Genomic DNA, 19615 nt, shown 5'->3' with positions numbered 1-19615 from the left:
AAGCATCGCGCACAGGGTGCGCTCCTACACAGGTGTCAGCCAGCCGGCGTCTGTTGCTCCAGCCAGCGCTCGGCATCCAGCGCCGCCATGCAGCCGAAGCCGGCCGAGGTGATCGCCTGGCGGTAGACGTGGTCGGCGACGTCGCCGGCGGCGAACACGCCGGGCACCGAGGTCATCGTGGCCATGCCGTTCTGGCCGCCGTGGATGCGCAGGTAGCCGTCGTGCATGTCGAGCTGCCCCTGGAAGATGCCGGTGTTGGGCGAGTGGCCGATCGCCACGAAGAAGCCGGTGGCCTCGATGTCGCGGGTGGCCTCGTCGTCGACCGCCTTCACCCGCACGCCGGTGACGCCGGAGTCGTCGCCCAGCACCTCGTCGATGGTGTGGTTCCACAGTAGTTCGATCTTGCCGGTCGCGGCCTTGGCGAACAGCTTGTCCTGCATGATCTTCTCCGCGCGCAGGGTGTCGCGACGGTGCACCAGGGTGACCTTGCGGGCGATGTTGGACAGGTACAGCGCCTCCTCCACCGCGGTGTTGCCGCCGCCGACCACCACCACGTCCTGCTCGCGGAAGAAGAAGCCGTCGCAGGTGGCGCAGGCGGATACGCCCTTGCCCTTGAACTTCTCCTCCGAGGCGATGCCCAGGTATTTCGCCGTGGCGCCGGTGGCGATGACCAGCGCATCGCAGCTGTATTCGCCCGCATCGCCCTTGAGCGTGAAGGGCCGCTTGGACAGGTCCGCCTGGTGGATGTGGTCGAACACCATCTCGGTGTGGAATCGCTCGGCGTGCTCGGCCATGCGCTGCATCAGCATCGGGCCCTGCAGGCCTTCCACGTCACCGGGCCAGTTGTCCACGTCGGTGGTGGTCATCAACTGGCCGCCCTGCTGCAGGCCGGTGATCAGCGTCGGCTTGAGGTTGGCGCGGGCGGCGTACACGGCAGCGGTGTAGCCGGCGGGGCCGGAGCCGAGGATCAGCAGGCGGCTGTGCTTGGGCGTTTCGGACATGAGATAATCCTCGGGTTTGCTGAACGGCTTTGATCGCTTTCGGCCCGGTTGCCAGCGGCACGTTGACGCGACCGATTCGGAAGGGAGGGGCGGTGCTATCGAATCCGCAAGGATGGGGAAGCCCACGGCCCGATTCAAGCGTTCCATCGCTTTGCTTTCCCAACCCAGGGCGGCGCCGCTTCGGTGCCGTCCAGACGAACTCCACAGGATTGCTTCCCTATGCGTATCGGTATTCCTTCCGAAACCAAGACCCTCGAAGGTCGTGTTGCCCTGGTACCCGCCGCCGCCGCCGATCTGGTGCGCCGCGGCCATGAGGTCTTCATCCAGGCGGGCGCCGGCGAAAAGAGCGGCTTCGCCGACGCGGCCTACACCCAGGCCGGTATCACGGTGGTGCCGGACGCCGCGGCGCTGTACGAGAAGGGCGAGCTGATCGTCAAGGTGAAGGAGCCGATCGCCGGCGATTTGGCCCTGCTCAAGAAACACCACCTGCTGTTCTGCTACCTGCACCTGGCGGCCGAGCCGGAACTCACCCGGAGCCTGCTCGACATCGGCCTGACCGGCGTGGCGTTCGAGTCGGTGGACGACAACGGCAGCCTGCCGCTGCTGCTGCCGATGTCGGTGATCGCCGGGCGCATCGCCACCCAGATCGGCACCACGCTGCTGCACCGCCCGCAGGGCGGCAAGGGCAAGCTGCTGGGCGGCATGGCCTCCACCTCGCGCGGCAAGGTGGTGGTGCTCGGCGGCGGTGCCGCCGGCAAGGCGGCCGCCTCGCTGGCCGCTGCCGCCGGTGCCCGCGTGGTGGTGTTCGACAAGCGCCAGGATCGCCTCGCCGAGATGATGGATCTGGGCGCCAACGTCACCGCGCTGTACGCGTACGAGTCGTCGGTGGCCGAGGAAGTGCGTGACGCCGACCTCGTGGTCGGCGCGGTGCTGATCCCCAGCGCCAAGGCGCCGCGCGTGGTCACCGAGGACATGGTCAAGACCATGGAGAAGGGTTCGGTGCTGGTCGACATCTCGATCGACCAGGGCGGCTGCTTCGAGACCTCGCGCCCGACCACCTGGAAGGAGCCGACCTACGACGTGCACGGCGTGACCCACTTCTGCGTCACCAACATGCCCGGTGCGGTGCCGCAGACCTCGTCGCTGGCGATCTCGGCGGCGATCCTGCCGTATGTGCAGCGCATGGCGGCCGGTCCCGGATGGCGCGACTTCGAGCCGCTGCGTTCGGGCATCAACGTCGATGGCGGCAAGCTGGTGCATCCGGCGCTGCTGGGCTGATTCACCGCGATGGACGCTGGCCGGCGCCTGCAGGCCAGCGCATCGGGGCCGGGCCTTCGGGTCCGGCCTTTTTCGTGGCCGACGCCGCGTTCCGCGCGCTTCTGAAGGGGGGGGCCGCCTGTGTAGACTTGGGCGGAATGCCCAGTTTCATGGAAGTGCGTACCGGTGGCGCGTAGCGCGAACGTCAAGAAAGCCAGGCCCCCCACGCCCGCCCTCAGCGAGGAGCTCAAGCGGCGCCTGCGCGAGGCCGGCGCGCTGCTGTTGCTGCCGCTGGCGCTGTACCTGCTGGTCTGCCTGTTCAGCTACAACGAGCAGGACCCCAGCTGGGGCCACGTCGGCACGGTGGAGCACGCGCGCAACTTCGGCGGCGCGATCGGCGCCAACATCGCCAACCTGTTGCGCTACATCTTCGGCCTGGCGTCCTACGCGTTCCCGTTGCTGCTGCTGGTGCTGGGCGTGCAGGTATTGCGCCACCGCGGCGAGCGGGCGGTACACCCGTGGGAACCGTCGCTGCGCCTGATCGGCTTCGTGTTCTTCTTCATCACGCTGCCGGCGCTGTTCGCGCTCAACGCCAGCCGCCCCGATCCGGTGATGCCGCAGGGCGTGGGCGGCATCGCCGGGCAGTGGCTGGGCAACTCCCTGCTCGAGGCGCTGGGTTCCACCGGCGCACCGCTGCTGCTGCTGGCGCTGTTCCTGGTCGCGGTGACGCTGGCGACGGGGCTGTCGTGGTTCCGCCTGATGGACTGGACCGGGGCCATCGTGCTGCGCCTGGTCACCTGGGTCGGTACCAGGCTGCGCAAGGCGCCGGAAGTGATCGCCGCCCGCCAGGCGCGCGGCGAGCGCGAGGTGGTGAAGAAGGCCGAGGCGGTCAAGCAGGCCCGGCGCGAGCCGGTGCGCATCGAGGCGCCGCCCGCCCCGGTGGCGAAGAGCGACCGCGCCCGGCTGGAAACCCAGATTCCGCTGTTCGTCGGTGCCGCCCAGCCCGGCGAGCTGCCGCCGCTGTCGCTGCTGGACGAAGCCCCGCCACAAGGTCCCGGCTATTCCGAAGAGACGCTGGAAGTGCTCTCGCGCCAGGTCGAGCTCAAGCTCAAGGATTTCCGCATCGAGGCCAAGGTGGTCGGCGTGTATCCCGGCCCGGTGATCACCCGCTTCGAGCTGGAGCCGGCTGCCGGCGTGCGCGGCTCGCAGGTGTCCAGCCTGGACAAGGACATCGCGCGCGGCCTGTCGGTGGTGAGCGTGCGCGTGGTCGACGTGATCCCCGGCAAGAACGTGATCGGCCTGGAGATTCCCAACACGCGCAAGCAGATCGTCTACCTCTCCGAGATCCTGCGCTCGGACAGGTACGACCAGATGAAATCGCCGCTGGCGCTGGCGCTGGGCAAGGACATCGGCGGCAAGCCGGTGGTGGTGGACCTGGCCAAGATGCCGCACCTGCTGGTGGCCGGCACCACCGGCTCGGGCAAGTCGGTGGCGGTCAACGCGATGGTGCTGAGCCTCTTGTACAAGGCCAGTCCCAAAGACGTGCGCATGATCATGATCGACCCGAAGATGCTCGAGCTCTCGGTCTACGAGGGCATCCCGCACCTGCTGGCGCCGGTGGTCACCGACATGAAGGAGGCCGCCAACGCGCTGCGCTGGTGCGTGGCCGAGATGGAGCGCCGCTACAAGCTGATGGCGGCGGTGGGCGTGCGCAACCTGGGCGGCTTCAACAAGAAAGTGAAGGACGCCGAGAACGCCGGCCAGCCGCTGCTGGATCCGTTGTTCCGGCCCAACCCGGAGATGCCCAATCTCGCCGCCGAACCGCTGGAGCCGCTGTACAACATCGTGATCATCATCGACGAGTTCGCCGACATGATGATGATCGTCGGCAAGAAAGTGGAAGAACTCATCGCCCGCCTGGCGCAGAAGGCGCGCGCCGCCGGCGTGCACCTGGTGCTGGCCACCCAGCGTCCGTCGGTGGACGTGATCACCGGCCTGATCAAGGCCAACATCCCCACCCGCATCGCGTTCCAGGTGTCGAGCAAGATCGACTCGCGCACGATTCTCGACCAGTCCGGCGCCGAGGCACTGCTGGGCCACGGCGACATGCTCTACCTGCCGCCGGGCACCGCCACGCCCGAACGCGTGCATGGCGCCTTCGTCGACGACCACGAGGTGCACCAGGTGGTGGCGTGGCTGCGCTCGCAGGGCGCACCGCAGTACATCGAGGGCGTGCTGGAGGAGGTGCAGGCCACCGGCGATGGCAAGTTCATCAACGACGCCGGTCTGCCGCAGGACGGCGAGGAGGGTGGCGACGCCGACACCCAGCTGTACGACAAGGCGGTGGCCATCGTCACGCAGACCCGGCGTGCCTCGATCTCCGGCGTGCAGCGCCACCTGCGCATCGGCTACAACCGCGCGGCCCGCCTGATCGAGCAGATGGAGGTCGACGGCGTGGTCAGCGCGCCCCAGCACAACGGCAACCGCGAAGTGCTGGCGCCCCCGCCGCCGAAGGGGTGAGCCATCTCCCGTAGGACGTAGGAGCGCACCCTGTGCGCGAATGCTCTTGCTTTGATGTCGGTCAGGAGCAAGAGCATTCGCGCACAGGGTGCGCTCCTACACGGGGCGAGGCGAACGGCGTGCCGGCGAGAGCGGTTAAGCCTTCCGCCTTACAATGGTCGCCCCATCCCGTGCTCCCGGTCTCCGATGAAACCCATTCTTGTCTTCGCCGCCGCCGCGCTCTTCGCCCTGACCGGCATGGCCCACGCGGCGACCGGCCCTGCGCGCGCGCGCCTGGACGCCTTCGCGCACGACCTGCACTCGCTGACCGGCCATTTCACCCAGACCCTCACCGATGCCAACGGCAGGGTGGGCAAGGGTAGCGCCGGCCTGCTGGCGCTGCAGGCGCCGCGGCAGTTCCGCTGGGAGACGCTGACGCCCTACCGGCAGACCATCGTCGCCGACGGCAGCCGCGTGTGGCTGTACGACCCGGAGCTGGAACAGGTCACCGTGCGCAAGCAGAGCTCGGCCGAATCGCACAGTCCGCTCACCGTGCTCACCGACCTGAAGCAGATGGACAAGGACTTCACCGTCACCGAACAGGGCGAACACGACGGCCTGGCCTGGCTGCGCCTCACCTCGAAGGACCAGGATCCGCAGTTCGACTACGCCGACCTCGGCTTCGACGCCAGCGGCCTGGCACGCATGGTGTTCCGCGACCAGCTCGGTTCGACCACGCAGATCCGCTTTTCCGGCTGGCAGCGCAACGCGCCGATCGCCCCGGATACCTTCAACTTCGTGCCGCCGGCCGGCGCCGACGTGATCGGCGACCTGCCGGTGATCAGCACCCGGCCGCTGAAGGACTGATCTGCCGTGTGGATCGGATGCTGCGGCGGCGGCAGGCTACGGTCGGCGCTGCCGGGTGATCTGCAGCAGGCCGCGCAGCAGCGCCAGCGGCGTGGGTGGACACCCGCTGACCACGATATCGACCGGAATGACGGCGCTGATCGGGCCGCGCGTGGCATAGCTCTCGCCGAACACGCCGCCGCAGGCACCGCAGTCGCCGACCGCCATCACCCATTTGGGCTCGGGCATCGCCGCGTAAGTGCGCTTGAGGGCGTCTTCCATGTTGACCGAGACCGGGCCGGTGACCAGCAGTACATCGGCATGCCGCGGGCTGGCCACGAACGCCATGCCGCTGCCTTCGAGGTTGTAGTACGGATTGGAAAGCGCATGGATCTCCAGCTCGCAGCCATTGCACGAGCCGGCATCCACATGGCGGATGCGCAGCGCGCGCCCGAACACGCCCTGCAGTTGCCGCTGCAATTTTTCCACCACGGCATCGGGCGGCTCCAGCTTCGGCAGGGGTTCACTGAGGATGCCGTTGCGGCGAATGCGGTTCAGGATATCGAACATGCTGGCATCACCCGTCGGGGCCGCTGTAGGCGAGGTTGAACGATTTGTTGATGAGCGGGAAGTCCGGCACGATGTTGCCGATGATCGCGTACTCGACCAATGGCCAGTTCTGCCACGAGGGATCATGTGCGTGGCAGCGTCGCACGCGCTGATCCGCCGCCGTTTCCAGGGCGATCAGCACCGGGCCGCGCCAGCCTTCGATGAGGCCGATGCCGAGTCGACCGGGCTCCGCCGCCGGTATGATCGCTTCGATTGATCCGGGCGGAAGTGTTTCGAGCAGCGAGCGGCACAACCGCAGCGACTCCATGACTTCATCGAAGCGCAGCAGGGCGCGGGCGGCCACGTCGCCGCCGGTGGCCAGCGTCGGGTTGGGGCGCAGACGATCGTAAGGTGGCCATGGCAGGTCGATGCGCAGATCCTGCGCGATACCTGATGCACGTCCAACCAGGCCCAGTGCCCCCCGTGCCCTGGCCAACTCCGGGCTGAGCACACCGGTATCGCGGAAACGATCCTGCACGCCAGCGTGGTTTTCATAGATGGCACGCAGCGCAGGCATAGCCAGCTCGAGCATCGCCACTTCATCGAGCATGGCCCGCACCGCCCGTACCTCCGGATCGACGGCGACGCCGCCGGGAACCACGTAGTCGAACAGGTAGCGCTGCCGAAACACGTCCTGGTTCAGCCGCACGAGCCGCTCCTTCAGGGCAGAGAACTGCATCAGGCCGAAGGCCAGGCCGGCATCGTTGCCCAGCGCGCCCAGATCACCCAAATGGTTGGCCAGGCGCTCGCGCTCCAGCGCCAGTGCGCGCAGGGACGCGGCGCGACGTGGCAGTTCGATCCCCGCGATCGCCTCCAGCGCGGCACAGTAGGCCCAGGAAAACGCCACGGTGCTGTCGCCGCAAATCCGTGCCGCCAGACGATGGCCTTCCTGCAGCGGCAGGTTCTCGAAGCGTTTGGCGATGCCCTTGTGGGTGTAGCCCAGGCGCGCTTCCAGGCGCAGCACTTTCTCGCCCACCACGGAAAAGCGGAAATGCCCCGGCTCGATCGTGCCGGCATGCACCGGGCCCACGGCGATCTCGTGCACGCCATCGCCCTGGACCGGCACGAAGGGATAGGGCCGCGGTTGACCCGGATAGGTGGTCGCCGCAGCAACGTCCCGGCGCAACGGGAAGCAGTTCTCGGGCCACCCGCCATGGCGAAGCCACGGCCGGGTATCGCCCGAATCGGCCACCAAGCCCAGCAGATCGTATACGGCACGCTGCAACCGATCGGCGACCGCGAACCAGCGGGTCAGTGCGGGATAGCCCAGCGTGCCGCCGGCCAGGGCGTGCTCCAGCACGACGACCCGATCGGGCAGCAGGAAGACGGCGAACACCCGAAAAACACCGTCGCGATCGTGGTCATCGGCGCCCCACAAGGCAAGCAGGCTGCTGCCTTGTTCATGCAGACGCTGTGCGTTTGCCATCCATTGCGCGGCATCGACCAGCACATGCTGCGCCGGCACATTGGCGGGTAACCGGCCGCCTTCCTGCTGAAGCAGATCGAGAGTCATGCTGTCATCCCATCAACCGCCAATCAGCCGGGCCGCCAGGCGGTACCACTCGGCCAGCGCCGGCGGAATGTACACGCCCATCATGAGCACGATCCCCAGGTGGATGAATGCCGGAACCAGCGCCGGGGAGTGCGGCAGCGGTTGGGTATCGGTATCGCCATACACCATGGGTTGCAGGCGACTGAAGATCGCGCCGAAGGCGACGGCGAGGGCGATCAGCAGGATGGGCGTGGCCCACGGGTGATCGCGCATCACCGTGGTCAGGATCAGGTATTCGCTGGTGAACACACCAAACGGCGGCATGCCGAGTATCGCCAGTCCGCCGAGCATCAGGCCCCAGCCCACGCTGGGATGAATCGCCAGCAGGCCGCGGATCTTGTCCATGCGCTGTGTACCGGACAGCTGCGTGGCATGGCCGGCGGCAAAGAAGATGGCGGACTTGGTCAGCGAGTGCATGGTCATGTGCAGCAGCGCCGCGAAGTTCGCGATCGGCCCGCCCATGCCGAACGCGAACGTGATGATGCCCATGTGCTCGATCGAGGAATAGGCGAACAGCCGCTTGATGTCGCGCTGACGCCATAGAAAGAAACTCGCCAGTACGGTCGACAGCAGCCCGAAACCCATCAGCATGTGACCGGGCAGGTTCGAATGGAGCGCCCCATCGGTGAGAATCTTGCAGCGGATCACCGCATACAGCGCCACGTTGAGCAGCAGGCCGGAGAGCACCGCCGAGACCGGTGTCGGACCCTCGGCATGCGCATCCGGCAGCCAGTTGTGCAGCGGCGCCAGGCCCACCTTGGTGCCATAGCCGACCAGCAGGAAGACGAACGCCATGCCCATCACGCGCGGTTCCAGCTGACCCTTGACGGCGTCGAGATGGGTCCACAGCAGGGCGCCCATGCCTTCGCCCCCGAGCAGATCCTCGGCGGCGGTGTACAGCAGCGCGGTGCCGAACAGCGCCAGCGCGATGCCGACGCCGCACAGGATGAAGTACTTCCAGGCGGCCTCGATGCTGGCGCGCGTGCGATACAGCGAAACCAGCAGCACGGTCGACAGCGTGGCCATCTCCATCGCCACCCACATGAAACCCATGTTGTTGGTGGTCAGTGCCAGCAACATGGCCGCCATGAACAGCTGGTACATGCTGTGGTACAGCCGCAGCCGAGCCGGCGTGAGCCGACCCTGGTTTGCCTCGATGCGCATGTACGGCCGTGAAAAGATGGCGGTGGTGAAGCCGACCAGTGCAGTCAGCGCCACCAGAAACACGTTGAACGGGTCGATGAAGAACTCTTCGTCCCAGGCGGTTATCGGGCCGTGCCGGATGACCCGCGCCACCAGTGCCGCGGCTGCCAGCAAGGTGGCCAGGCTGACCACCACGCTGACCTCGGCGGCATGGCGTTTCGCCCCGGCGGCGGCGAGCAGCGCCGCACCCAGCAGCGGACATCCCAAGACCAGCAGAATCTCCACGTCAATTCTCCCTGAGAGATTCGAGTTGGTCGAGATCGAGGCTGTCGAACTGCTCCCGGATATGGAAGAAGAAGATGCCGAAGATGAAGACGGCCACCAGCAGATCCAGTGCCATGCCCAGTTCCACCACCATCGGCATGCCGTAGGTGGTGCTGGTGGCGGCGAAAAACAGCCCGTTTTCCAGCGACAGGAAACCGATCACCTGGGTGAACGCCTTGCGCCGGGCCAGTATCATCAGGAACGACAGCAGGATCACCGCCAGGGCGATCCCCAACGTGTGCCGCAGCACCGTCGTGGCCAGCGCCGTGACCGGCTGCGCCAGCCCGAACGCGAAGATCACCAGGCCCAGCCCGACCAGCATCAGGGTGGGCACGTTGACCAGCGGCTCGTTGTCGCGTTCGATGCCCAGCTTGCGCATCAGCCGGAACAGGATCCATGGCAACAGGCACACCTTGAGCAGCAGGGTCAGCGCGGCCGAGTAATACAGGTGCGTGAGATGGGCCGAGGCGGCTACCAGCACGGTGGAGGCAACCAGCATCGCGCCCTGCCACACCAGCAGGATCAGCAGCCGGCGGCTACGCCGCTCGGCCATCATGGCGAACGAGATCAGCAGCAGGGTGCCCGCGAGCACCTGCACGACCTGAGTGGCGAAGCTCAACGGGGCCATGGGCTCAGGCTCCCAGCAGCAGGTAGACGAGCAGACCGAGCACGGCGAACAGGAACGCCATGGTCAGGAACTCCGGCGCACGGAACAACCGCAACTTGGCCGAGAGGGTCTCGAACAGGGCAAGCGCGGCCCCGGCGATGACGAGCTTGACCAGCAGCGTGCCGATGGCGAGTGCCAGCAGGCCGATACCGGCACCATGCAGGGCGATACCCCAGGGCAGGAAGAGCGCGAAGCCGATGCAGGCGTAATTGAACAGCTTCAGCCACGAGGCCCATTCGAGCAGTGCCAGATGGCGCGCCGAATATTCCAGGATCATCGCTTCATGGATCATCGTCAGCTCGAGATGAGTTGACGGGTTGTCGACCGGCAAGCGGGCATTTTCGGCCAGCAGCACCATCACGAATGCCACGCCGGCAAAGAACAGGCTCGGATGCAGCACGATAGCGTGCCGGCTCAACGCACCTTCCACCACGCTGGGCAGTGCGGTGCTGCCATACGTCATGAAGGCGCAGAACAGCACCATCAGCAGCGCCGGCTCGGCCAGAAAACCGATCATCATTTCGCGTCGCGCGCCCATGCTGCCAAACGCCGTGCCGACATCCATCGCCGCGAGCGAGATGAAGACGCGCCCGGTCGCGAACACACCGACGAGCGCGATCGCGTCGGCGACGCGGGCCAGCGGCAGATCGGTGGTCACCGAGGGAATGATCGCAGCCGCCACCACCATGGTGGAAAACACCACATAGGGTGCCGAGCGAAACAGCCAGGAGGCATGCGTGGCCAGCGCCGCGTTCTTGTGAAACAGCTTGCGCAATACTTTGTAGGGCTGCCACAGCGGCGGTGCGGATCGGTTCTGCAGCCAGGCACGACATTGCCCGACCCAGCCGGCGAACAACGGCGCGAGGGCGATCGCCAGCAGGCACTCGCCCAGCTGCCATGCGTAAGCGATGGCTGTCATAGCACCCACACCAGCAGCAACAGCAGCGTCATGAAGCTGTAAAGCAGGTAGATCGCCAGACGTCCGCCCTGCAGGATCGTCACGCGTTCGGCGATGCGCTGCACCAGCCGGGCCAGTGGCAGGTAAAGCGCATGCCAGAAGCGTTCCTCGACCTTCACGCGATACTGCGGCTGGGTATCGGCGGGCGACGGCAGCTCGCGCTCCATCCGGAACACCGGGCCGAACAGATGGCGGATCGGTTGGCCGAAACCCTCGGAGGAATCCTGCATGCGCGGCGTCTGCCACGGGTAGCCGCAGTCCCATGCCGGCGTTCGGCGAACGCGGCCATGGTAGAAGCGGCGCACGAGCACGAAAGTGGCGCCGATCACGAGCAGCAGGCCCAGCCACAGCCACAAGCCGCTGTACGACGCCTGGTTCGAGGCGACCGGAGTCATCCACCACGGCGACGGTCCCCGTTGCACGGCCGCCCCGACCAGTGGCTGGGTGATGCGGCCCGCCACATCCAGCGCCACCTGGGGAAACACGCCGATCAGGATGCAGCCGAGTGCCAGCCAGCCCAGGCCGATCCGCTCAAGCCAGCCGGCATCGTGTGCTCGCTCCAGCGAAGGTTCGCGCGGCTGGCCGAGAAAGATCACGCCATAGAACTTCACCATCACGTAGCCGGCCAGCGCGGCGGTCAGCGACACGATCGCCGCGCCCAGCGGCACGATCATGTTCAGGAACGCATGCGGAATGTGCGGCGTCTGCAGAAACGCCTGCAGCAGCAGCCACTCGGAGACGAACCCGTTGAGCGGCGGCAGCCCGGCGATCGCCAGCGAACCGATCAGGGCCAGCGCTGCCACCCATGGCATGTAGCGGATCAACCCGCCGAGCTTGCCGAGGCTGCGCTCGCCGGTGGCGTGCATGACCGATCCGGTGACGAGGAACAGCAGGCTCTTGAAGAACGCATGATTGAACGCATGAATCAGCGTCGCGGCCAGTGCCAGTGCCGCCAGCAGGCGCATGTCAAAGCTGCGGCACAGCAAGGCCAGCCCGACGCCGGCGAAGATCAGCCCGATATTCTCGATCGAGGAATACGCCAGCAGACGCTTCATGTCGGTCTGCACCGCTGCGAAGATCGCGCCATACAACGCGGTGACGAGGCCGAGCCCGAGAGTCAGCAGACCCCACCACCACGGCCCCATGTGCAGCAGGTCCAGGCTGACCCGCAACAGTCCATACACCCCGACCTTGAGCATCAGGCCACTCATCATCGCCGACACCGGCGACGGCGCCGCAGGGTGGGCCTCTGGTAGCCAGACATGCAGCGGTACCAGGCCAGCCTTGGCGCCGAACCCGAACAAGGCCAGCACGAAGGTCACGCTGGCCCAGGCCGGCGCCAGCGTGGTGCCGCGCATCGCAGCAAAGGTCATTTGCCAGCTGCCGCCATGCAGCACTCCGAAGCACAGCAGGATTCCGAGGGCGCCCACATGGGCCATCAGCAGATAGAGGAAGCCGGCGCGCCGGATCTCCGGCAACCGATGCTGGGTGGTCACCAGAAAATACGAGCTCAGAGCCATGGTTTCCCAGGCCACCATGAACAGGTAGGCATCGTCGGCCACGATGACCATCGCCATGCTGGCCAGAAACACGTGGTACTGCAGACAGAGCAGGCCAGGGGCGGTGCCTTCGCCTTGCCTGAAATAACCGGCGGCGAAGATCGAGATCCCTGCACCCGCGCTGCCCAGCAGCAGCAGAAAGAAGCCGGACAATGCATCCAGTCGCACGTGGAACGGCAGATCCGGCAATCCGAGCGGAAGCACGGCGCTCTGCACGGCGAAGTTTGTCGTCAGCGCCAGCGCACCCATGCCGGCGACGCCGAGCGCCGCCAGTGCCCCGAGCGGAAACAGGGTGCGCGCGACCCATCTGATGCGATTGGGCTCGACCAGGCCAAGCGCACCCACCAGCAACCACGCGGCGACGAGATCCAGCAGCAGTGCCAGCGGCGTGGTGATTCCCAGTGTGCTCACCGCTGCCGTATCCCTGGCGCGGGCATGCCGCTGGCCGGGCGGCAGCTGGTCAGGACCGGCCTTTGTGTGGTTACCATGATAAATGTATTATCATACAAGTTGCTTCCAGTGTAAGACTGATGAGACACATATGCCAACAGAAAATCGCACGGCCCGCCTGACCATCCTGATCGACCCGCGCAAGAAGGCCGTCTTCGAGCGACTGTGTGCGGGCGAGGACGCCACACCGTCGCAGGTCGTGCGGCGGCTGATCCGGGACTATATCGAGCAGCGCTCGGGACGCCCCTGGCATGCCGAGAACGATCCCGCTGAAAAATCCACGCCCACATCCGGGAATCCACATGCCCGGGCACGCTGAGTACGCCCGGCGGCCAACGCGGCAGACAGCGGCCGCTGCAGGCAAGGCCGCGCCGCCGTCGATGACCGGGCTGGCCCCCGAACACGTGGCCTTCGTGGGTCAGACCGCCGCAAAGAACGTGTTCGTGCAAATCCTGTGCTGGCCCACGATGCCCGCTGCGTGGTCGATGCTCGCCGAGGCGGTCGCGGCCTTGCGGGCCGTGCGCAATGGCCTGTCCATGTCCAATCCGGTGCTGGGTTCATCCTGGATGCAACAGGTGGCGCCGCAGTTGAGCGGGCCGCTTGAACGCGAATGGGGCGCCGCCGAGAGCACCGTGGCCACGCTCATCCGGCGCCTGCCGGTGCGCTTCGCGGCAGCCGTCGTGGAACACGAACCGGGGCAAGGGCAGGGTACCGATGCGATGCGTCACCGCTCGCTGTTCTCGGGCTGCCTGACGGCCTATGACACCTATCTCAAGAACTCCAATCAGCGTGCATTCCGGCTCATGCTTGCGCCAAGTCACAGTGCAGCAGAGAACGACCTGCGCCAAGCCGTCCTTGCGGAAATGCTGCCGCACATGGACGGCAGCGAGCGATTGGGAACCCTCGAGCTGGCATTCTGGTCCGGGGCCGCATCACCGCTACCGATGGAAGTGGCGCAACTGGCCGCGGTGGCCGTGAGTCGTCATCTGCAGGAGCCGGCCCAGGTCAGTCCGCTGTTCGAGGCAGTGCGTGCGCGCCTCGCGCCCCCGTCACACTTTCATGCCTTCGGGGGTCGATCGGCGCGTCGCTGAGCGCGTGCGGCTTGAGCTGGCGCGGGCCGGCGGTGGCTGGCTATGCCGTATCATGGCGGCATGCCACGCTCAGTCGCGCCGCCCATTGCCGGTCTGTTCACCGACTTCGACACGCTCAGACCCCTGGCCGAACGCATGCGCCCGCGCAGCCTCGACGAGATCGTGGGCCAGCAGCGCATCGTCGGCCCGGACAAGGCCCTGCGCCGTGCGCTGGAGGCCGGCAAGATCCACTCGATGGTGCTGTGGGGGCCGCCCGGCTGCGGCAAGACCACGCTGGCCCTGCTGGTGGCGCGCTATGCCGAGGCCGAGTTCAAGGCGATCTCGGCGGTGCTCTCGGGCCTGCCCGATGTGCGCAAGGCGCTGGCCGAGGCCGAGACCAACTTCGCCCAGGGGCGGCGCACCGTGCTGTTCGTGGATGAGGTGCACCGCTTCAACAAGGCCCAGCAGGACGCCTTCCTGCCGCACATCGAGCGCGGCGTGATCCTTTTCATCGGCGCCACCACCGAGAACCCCTCGTTCGAGCTGAATTCGGCGCTGCTCTCGCGCTGCCGCGTGCACGTGCTGGAGTCGCTGTCGGTGGACGACATCGTGCAGGCGCTGCGCCGCGCGCTGGCCGACCGCGAACGCGGCCTGGGCGAGCTGCAGCTGGAAGTGCCCGACCCCTCGCTGCGCATGATCGCCCAGGCCGCCGACGGCGACGTGCGCCGTGCGCTCACCCTGCTGGAAATCGCCGCCGAGCTGGCCGATGGCGGCAGCATCGGCGAGGCCACGCTGGAGCAGGTGCTGGCCGATCGCACCCGCCGCTTCGACAAGAACGGCGAGCAGTTCTACGACCAGATCTCGGCACTGCACAAATCCGTGCGCTCCTCCGACCCCGACGCGGCCGTGTACTGGCTCACCCGCATGCTCGACGGTGGCGTCGATCCGCTGTATCTGGCCCGCCGCATGACCCGCATGGCGGTGGAGGACATCGGCCTGGCCGAGCCGCGCGCCTGGCGCATGGCGCTGGATGCCTGGGACACCTACGAGCGCCTGGGCAGTCCCGAGGGCGAGCTGGGTCTGGCGCAGCTGGCGATCTGGCTGGCCATCGCGCCCAAGAGCAACGCCGCCTACATGGCCTACAACAAGGCCCGCGCCGCCGTGCGCGAAGGCGGCACGCTCGACGTGCCCATGCACCTGCGCAACGCGCCGACCAAGCTGATGAAGGGCCTCGGCTACGGCAAGAACTACCAGTACGACCATGACGCCGAAGGCGGCGTGGCGCTGGACCAGCAGTGCCTGCCGGACGAATTGGACGGTACTGTGTTCTACGAGCCGGTCGACCGCGGGCTGGAGATCAAGCTGCGCGAAAAACTCGAGGCGCTGCGCGCGGCACGGCGGCGAGCCCGGGAGAAGTAGTTCAGTCGGGGTCGCGGTTTACGAGCGCAGGTATGCGCGGCCGGCTGGTGTCGGCGTATCGCCAGCCATGACGTGCCGAATGGCGTTTGCCCACACAGCACCGTCCGTCCACGTCGCCCCCGATGCCTTGCAACCCCTCGACGTCATTCCCGCACAAGCGGTAAGCGATCTTCAACGGCGCATGCCGGTCATCCACTTAGCTTTACCGGCCGAGAGCAAGATGGATTCCCGCGTTCGCGGGAATGACGGCGAGGAGGGTCGAGCACAGCCCGTAGGAGCGCACCCTGTGCGCGACCCGGGGCTGGCGGCCGGAATCGGGGGCGCGGCAAGCCGGGCCGCCGACGCGCGGTAGCAGTGTATCGGCCGCGGTGTTGTCGCTGTCGCCCACCGCGGCCTTGAGCAGCTGGCGCACGGTGAAGCGCATCGAGCTTCGCCTGCAGCCCGTCGGCGAAGGCGGGCGCGGTGCACAGCAGCAGCGCCGTGGCGATCATCCATGGGTACTTGCGCATCGTTCTCTCCCTGCAAAAACGGCGTTGCCGCTCTCGATCACCACCGTGCGCACCGGCGCATAGAACGGGTTCGGCGCGATGGTGCCGGGGCGTGGCGGTTGTCCCACACGCACCGCAGCCGGCGGCTTGTGCCGCGACAAGGTGTAGCGCTGCCAGCCCTGCGGCAGGGCGGTGTCGGCCGGCGCATGGGAGAAATCCAGCGCCGCGGTGTCGGCGTGGGCGGGCAGGGCGAGCGTGGTCAGCAGCGCCGCGAGGGCGGGCCAAAGGCGTCGATGCATGCGAGGTCCAAAAAGTCGCGAAGTGCCGGCGGGGCATCCAGCGGGCGCGGCAGTGTGGCGAAGCGGGTGTGCAGCGCGTGTTACCGCCGCACGGCGTTTGCGCGGCCACGGCGGCGGCCGCGATAATTCCACGCCTTGACCGCCCGAAGGAATCACCATGCTGGACCCCGCCCTGCTGCGCTCGCGCCTGGCCGAAACCGCCGCCCGCCTCAAGGACACCCGCGGCTACCCGTTGGACGTCAGTTCGATCGAGTCGCTGGAAGGCGAGCGCAAGCGCCTGGCCACCCAGACGCAGGAGCTGCAGAACCTGCGCAACACGCGCGCCAAGGCGATCGGCCAGGCCAAGGCCAAGGGGGAAGACGTGGCGCCGCTGATGGCCGAGGTCGCCGGCATCGGCGACAAGCTCAAGGCCAACGAAACCGCGCTGGCCGAGGTGCAGGCCAAGCTCGCCGACATCGCGCTGGGCATCCCCAACATCCCGCATGAGTCCGTGCCGCCGGGCAAGGATGAGCATGACAACCGCGAGATCCTGCGCTGGGGCACGCCGCGCACGTTCGATTTCGCCATCAAGGACCACGTCGACCTCGGCACCCGCCACGGCTGGCTCGATGCCGACGCCGGCGCCAGGCTCTCCGGCGCGCGCTTCACCGTGCTGCGCGGCCAGCTGGCGCACCTGCACCGCGCGCTCGCCCAGTTCATGCTCGACCTGCAGACCGGCGAGCACGGCTACCTGGAGTGCAACGTGCCGCTGATCGTCAATGCCGACGCCATGCAGGGCACCGGCCAACTGCCCAAGTTCGAGGAGGATCTGTTCTCCACGAACGTGGCCGGGACCAAGCGCTACCTCATCCCCACCGCCGAAGTGGCGCTCACCAACCTGGTGCGCGAGTCCATCGTCGAGGCGTCCGAGCTGCCGATGCGGCTCACCGCTCACACACTGTGCTTCCGCGCCGAGGCCGGCAGCTACGGCCGCGACACCCGCGGCATGATCCGCCAGCACCAGTTCGAGAAGGTGGAGATAGTGCAGCTGGCCACGCCGGAGCAGTCGTTCGACCAGCTGGAGGAAATGGTCGGCCACGCCGAGGCCGTGCTGCAGAAGCTGGGCCTGCCGTACCGCAAGGTGCTGCTGTGCACCGGCGACATGGGCTTCTCCGCGGTGAAAACCTACGACCTGGAAGTATGGCTGCCCAGCCAGGACACCTATCGCGAAATCTCCAGCTGCTCCAACTGCGGCGACTTCCAGGCGCGCCGCATGCAGGCGCGCTGGCGCAACCCGGCCACCGGCAAGCCGGAGCTGCTGCACACGCTCAACGGCTCCGGTCTGGCGGTGGGCCGCACCCTGGTGGCGGTGATGGAGAACTACCAGAACGCCGACGGCTCGATCACCGTGCCGGACGTGCTGCGTCCGTACCTGCGCGGCGCGGACACGCTGGCGTGAGCACGTCCACCCGCCGTTCCTGGGACAAGGTGGAACTGTTCGCCACCTTCAGCCTGCTGGTGGTGCTCGCCACCGTGCTGATCACCCGGCTCAGCTTCGCCGAGGTGTGGAAGCTGCCGACCGTGGATCTGGTGCTCACCTGGATGGCGCTGGCGTTCACCGCGCTGGCGCTGTGGCTGGGCCGTCGCCGCCGCTGGCTGCGCATCGGCGCCGTGGTGTTCGGCGGCGCCACCCAACTGGTGCCGATGGTGGTGCGCCAGCCCGTGCTGATCTTCCCGCTGCTCGGCGCCATCATCCCGGTGATCATCCTGGCCGTCTCGCTCGCCCTGCTCTCGCGCAAGCGCCCCGAGACCCGACCGGCGCCGCGATCCTGATACCATGCGCAGCGGCCGCAGCACGCGCGGCCGCGACACGGGAGCCGGCCCTCAACGCCGGTCCCGGCACAAGCTTCAAGCGGGGAGCGCAACGCCACCCGGACAATCCAAACGGAGAGATGGCCGAGCGGTTTAAGGCACCGGTCTTGCTCGCGGAGGCAGGACGCCGGAGCGAACATCGGCGAAGCCGATGGCCCGGAGGGCGAGGGGCAGGAGCCCCGAGTCAAACCGGCGAAGGGCGCGCAACGCGCCTGCGACAACTGAATACGGAGAGATGGCCGAGCGGTTTAAGGCACCGGTCTTGAAAACCGGCGAAGGGTCAAACCTTCCGTGGGTTCGAATCCCACTCTCTCCGCCACTTCAGTCCCTGAGTGGGCACCGGGTTTGCGCTGCTTTTTCCGGTGAGCGCCCGTAGCAGCCGGTCTTCGATCCCATGATCCGTACCTCGCCGTCCGCGACCTCGACGTACTGGGCGAGCGCGCGCAGGCGGCCGTGGCGATAGCCGACGCCTTCAAGGCGGATGCGCTGACGGGTGGTTCATGTCATCGTGGCGATCGTCTTGCGGAACCGCGCAAGCGCGAGGCCGAACAGGGCGGCTCCGATCGCTGCGATGGCGAGGAACTGCGGCCAGACGGCGGCGAAGCCCGCGCCGCGATAGAGAATCGCCTGGGCGAGCATGACGAAGTGGGTGTTGGGAGCGGCGAGCATGACGTACTGCACGGCCTCCGGCATGCTCTCGCGCGGCGTCGAGCCGCCGGAGAGCATCTGCAGCGGCAGCAGCACCAGCATAAGCAGCAGGGCGAACTGCGGCATGGAGCGGGCGACGGTGCCGAGGAAGATGCCCATCGAGGTGGTCGCGAACAGATGCAGCGCCGCCCCGGCCAGGAACAGCGCGAGCGAGCCTTCGATCGGCACCGACAGCCAGCCCTGCACGACGGCGGTGAGCGCGAAGGCGGTGGCGGCAAGGACGACCAGCCCCATCGACCACACCTTGCTCGTCATGATCTCGAAGGGCGTGATCGGCATGACCAGCAGATGCTCGACGGTGCCGTGCTCGCGCTCGCGGATCAGCGCCGCGCCGGTGAGGACGATGGAGAGCATGGTCACGTTGTTGATGACCTGCATGATCGCACCGAACCACGATTTGTTGAGCTGAGGATTGAAGCGCGCCCTGAGCGCCAGATCGACCGGCAACTCCGGAACCTCGCGGTAGCGCTGCGCGAAGGCGCGCACCTCATCGGTGACGATGGTCTGGATATAGCCGCTGCCGGTGAAGGCTTGGCCCATGCGCGTGGCATCGACGTTGAGCTGGACCGTTGGCCGCCGCCCCGCCAGAAGGTCGCGCTGAAAGTTGGGCGGGATGTCGAGGGCGAAGGTGTCGATCCCGGCATCCATGCGGGCATCCATCTCGGCCTGATCGATCACGTCGGGGAGAGCAAAGTACGGCGGGTAAAAGGCGCTGACGATGCGCCATGACAGCGGCGAGCGGTCCTCGTTCACAACCGCGATCGGCGCTTTGTTGAGGGTCTCCGGCATGGCCGTGGCCGCCGTGTAGACCGAAACGGTAAAGGCGTAGGCGATCAGCACGAGCATGATCGGATCGCGGACGAGGCTGCGCAGTTCCTTGACGCCGAGGTGAAGGATGTTGGCCGCGCGCATGGA

The 19615-nt window shown here is 67.2% G+C and carries 18 protein-coding genes and 1 tRNA gene; 9 read left to right on the top strand and 10 right to left on the bottom strand.

The features are described from left to right. Window positions 1–35 precede the first annotated feature (35 nt). A complete protein-coding gene (gene trxB / locus ACO2Q2_RS00675) occupies window positions 36–1001 on the bottom strand; it encodes a thioredoxin-disulfide reductase (RefSeq protein WP_423253848.1) in 966 nt (321 codons plus the stop codon). 219 nt (window positions 1002–1220) lie between these two features. Between trxB and ald the strand changes: the two genes are divergently transcribed. From ald to lolA, 3 genes are all read left to right on the top strand, one after another. Beyond that, complete coding sequence (gene ald, locus ACO2Q2_RS00670) at window positions 1221–2279, top strand: alanine dehydrogenase (RefSeq protein ID WP_423253847.1); 1059 nt, start codon at window positions 1221–1223, stop codon at window positions 2277–2279. 165 nt (window positions 2280–2444) lie between these two features. Next, a complete protein-coding gene (locus tag ACO2Q2_RS00665) occupies window positions 2445–4778 on the top strand; it encodes a DNA translocase FtsK (protein ID WP_423253846.1) in 2334 nt (777 codons plus the stop codon). A gap of 186 nt (window positions 4779–4964) precedes the next feature. After that, complete coding sequence (lolA, locus tag ACO2Q2_RS00660; protein WP_423253845.1) at window positions 4965–5624, top strand: outer membrane lipoprotein chaperone LolA; 660 nt, start codon at window positions 4965–4967, stop codon at window positions 5622–5624. Between the two features lie 36 nt (window positions 5625–5660). Here the strand turns inward: lolA and ACO2Q2_RS00655 are convergent, their stop codons facing one another. From ACO2Q2_RS00655 to hyfB, 6 genes are read right to left on the bottom strand one after another with little or no spacing between them, the layout of a single operon-like run. Then, the gene (locus tag ACO2Q2_RS00655; RefSeq protein WP_423253844.1) at window positions 5661–6173 is read right to left on the bottom strand and encodes an NADH-quinone oxidoreductase subunit B family protein; all 513 of its coding nucleotides are present in this window, start codon (window positions 6171–6173) and stop codon (window positions 5661–5663) included. 7 nt (window positions 6174–6180) lie between these two features. Then, a complete protein-coding gene (locus ACO2Q2_RS00650; protein WP_423253843.1) occupies window positions 6181–7725 on the bottom strand; it encodes an NADH-quinone oxidoreductase subunit C in 1545 nt (514 codons plus the stop codon). A gap of 12 nt (window positions 7726–7737) precedes the next feature. Next, window positions 7738–9192: a hydrogenase 4 subunit F gene (locus tag ACO2Q2_RS00645; protein WP_423253842.1), complete on the bottom strand. Its 1455-nt coding sequence runs from the start codon at window positions 9190–9192 to the stop codon at window positions 7738–7740. Between the two features lies 1 nt (window position 9193). Beyond that, window positions 9194–9859, bottom strand: coding sequence for a formate hydrogenlyase (locus ACO2Q2_RS00640; protein ID WP_423253841.1), 666 nt, complete (start codon window positions 9857–9859; stop codon window positions 9194–9196). A 4-nt stretch (window positions 9860–9863) separates the two neighbouring features. Further along, window positions 9864–10817, bottom strand: a complete 954-nt coding sequence (locus ACO2Q2_RS00635) for a respiratory chain complex I subunit 1 family protein (RefSeq protein WP_423253840.1) — start codon at window positions 10815–10817, stop codon at window positions 9864–9866. After that, entirely contained in the window at window positions 10814–12826 is a 2013-nt protein-coding gene (gene hyfB, locus ACO2Q2_RS00630; protein WP_423253839.1) for a hydrogenase 4 subunit B, read from the bottom strand. The genes ACO2Q2_RS00635 and hyfB overlap by 4 nt, the downstream gene beginning before the upstream one ends. 130 nt (window positions 12827–12956) lie before the next feature. Between hyfB and ACO2Q2_RS00625 the strand changes: the two genes are divergently transcribed. The 3 genes from ACO2Q2_RS00625 (at window position 12957) to ACO2Q2_RS00615 (ending at window position 15354) form a co-directional block, all read left to right on the top strand. After that, entirely contained in the window at window positions 12957–13184 is a 228-nt protein-coding gene (locus tag ACO2Q2_RS00625; protein ID WP_423253838.1) for a CopG family transcriptional regulator, read from the top strand. Window positions 13185–13245: 61 nt separating this feature from the next. Beyond that, window positions 13246–13956 carry a hypothetical protein gene (locus tag ACO2Q2_RS00620; RefSeq protein ID WP_423253837.1) on the top strand — a complete coding sequence of 237 codons (711 nt, stop codon included), beginning with the start codon at window positions 13246–13248 and terminating at the stop codon, window positions 13954–13956. A 60-nt stretch (window positions 13957–14016) separates the two neighbouring features. After that, on the top strand, window positions 14017–15354 hold the full coding sequence (locus tag ACO2Q2_RS00615; protein ID WP_423253836.1) for a replication-associated recombination protein A: 1338 nt from the start codon (window positions 14017–14019) through the stop codon (window positions 15352–15354). A 202-nt stretch (window positions 15355–15556) separates the two neighbouring features. Here ACO2Q2_RS00615 and ACO2Q2_RS00610 read toward each other — a convergent pair whose 3' ends face one another. Beyond that, entirely contained in the window at window positions 15557–15778 is a 222-nt protein-coding gene (locus ACO2Q2_RS00610; RefSeq protein WP_423253835.1) for a hypothetical protein, read from the bottom strand. Window positions 15779–15841: 63 nt separating this feature from the next. Then, complete coding sequence (locus ACO2Q2_RS00605) at window positions 15842–16141, bottom strand: hypothetical protein (RefSeq protein WP_423253834.1); 300 nt, start codon at window positions 16139–16141, stop codon at window positions 15842–15844. A 157-nt stretch (window positions 16142–16298) separates the two neighbouring features. On the opposite strand from ACO2Q2_RS00605, the gene serS reads away from it, so the two are divergent. From serS to ACO2Q2_RS00590, 3 genes are all read left to right on the top strand, one after another. Continuing rightward, on the top strand, window positions 16299–17579 hold the full coding sequence (gene serS / locus ACO2Q2_RS00600) for a serine--tRNA ligase (RefSeq protein WP_423253833.1): 1281 nt from the start codon (window positions 16299–16301) through the stop codon (window positions 17577–17579). Next, window positions 17576–17953 carry an LrgA gene (locus ACO2Q2_RS00595; protein WP_423253832.1) on the top strand — a complete coding sequence of 126 codons (378 nt, stop codon included), beginning with the start codon at window positions 17576–17578 and terminating at the stop codon, window positions 17951–17953. The genes serS and ACO2Q2_RS00595 overlap by 4 nt, the downstream gene beginning before the upstream one ends. Window positions 17954–18221: 268 nt before the next feature. Beyond that, a tRNA-Ser gene (locus ACO2Q2_RS00590) sits at window positions 18222–18311 on the top strand. A 179-nt stretch (window positions 18312–18490) separates the two neighbouring features. Here ACO2Q2_RS00590 and ACO2Q2_RS00585 read toward each other — a convergent pair. Next, window positions 18491–19612 carry an ABC transporter permease gene (locus ACO2Q2_RS00585; protein ID WP_423253831.1) on the bottom strand — a complete coding sequence of 374 codons (1122 nt, stop codon included), beginning with the start codon at window positions 19610–19612 and terminating at the stop codon, window positions 18491–18493. Between the last annotated feature and the right edge of the window lie 3 nt (window positions 19613–19615).

Source organism: Dyella sp. KRB-257, from assembly GCF_049445995.1.
Classification (GTDB): domain Bacteria; phylum Pseudomonadota; class Gammaproteobacteria; order Xanthomonadales; family Rhodanobacteraceae; genus Dyella_A.
Note: the sequence above shows the minus strand (reverse complement) of the source record. Positions and strands in the feature narration are given on the sequence as shown.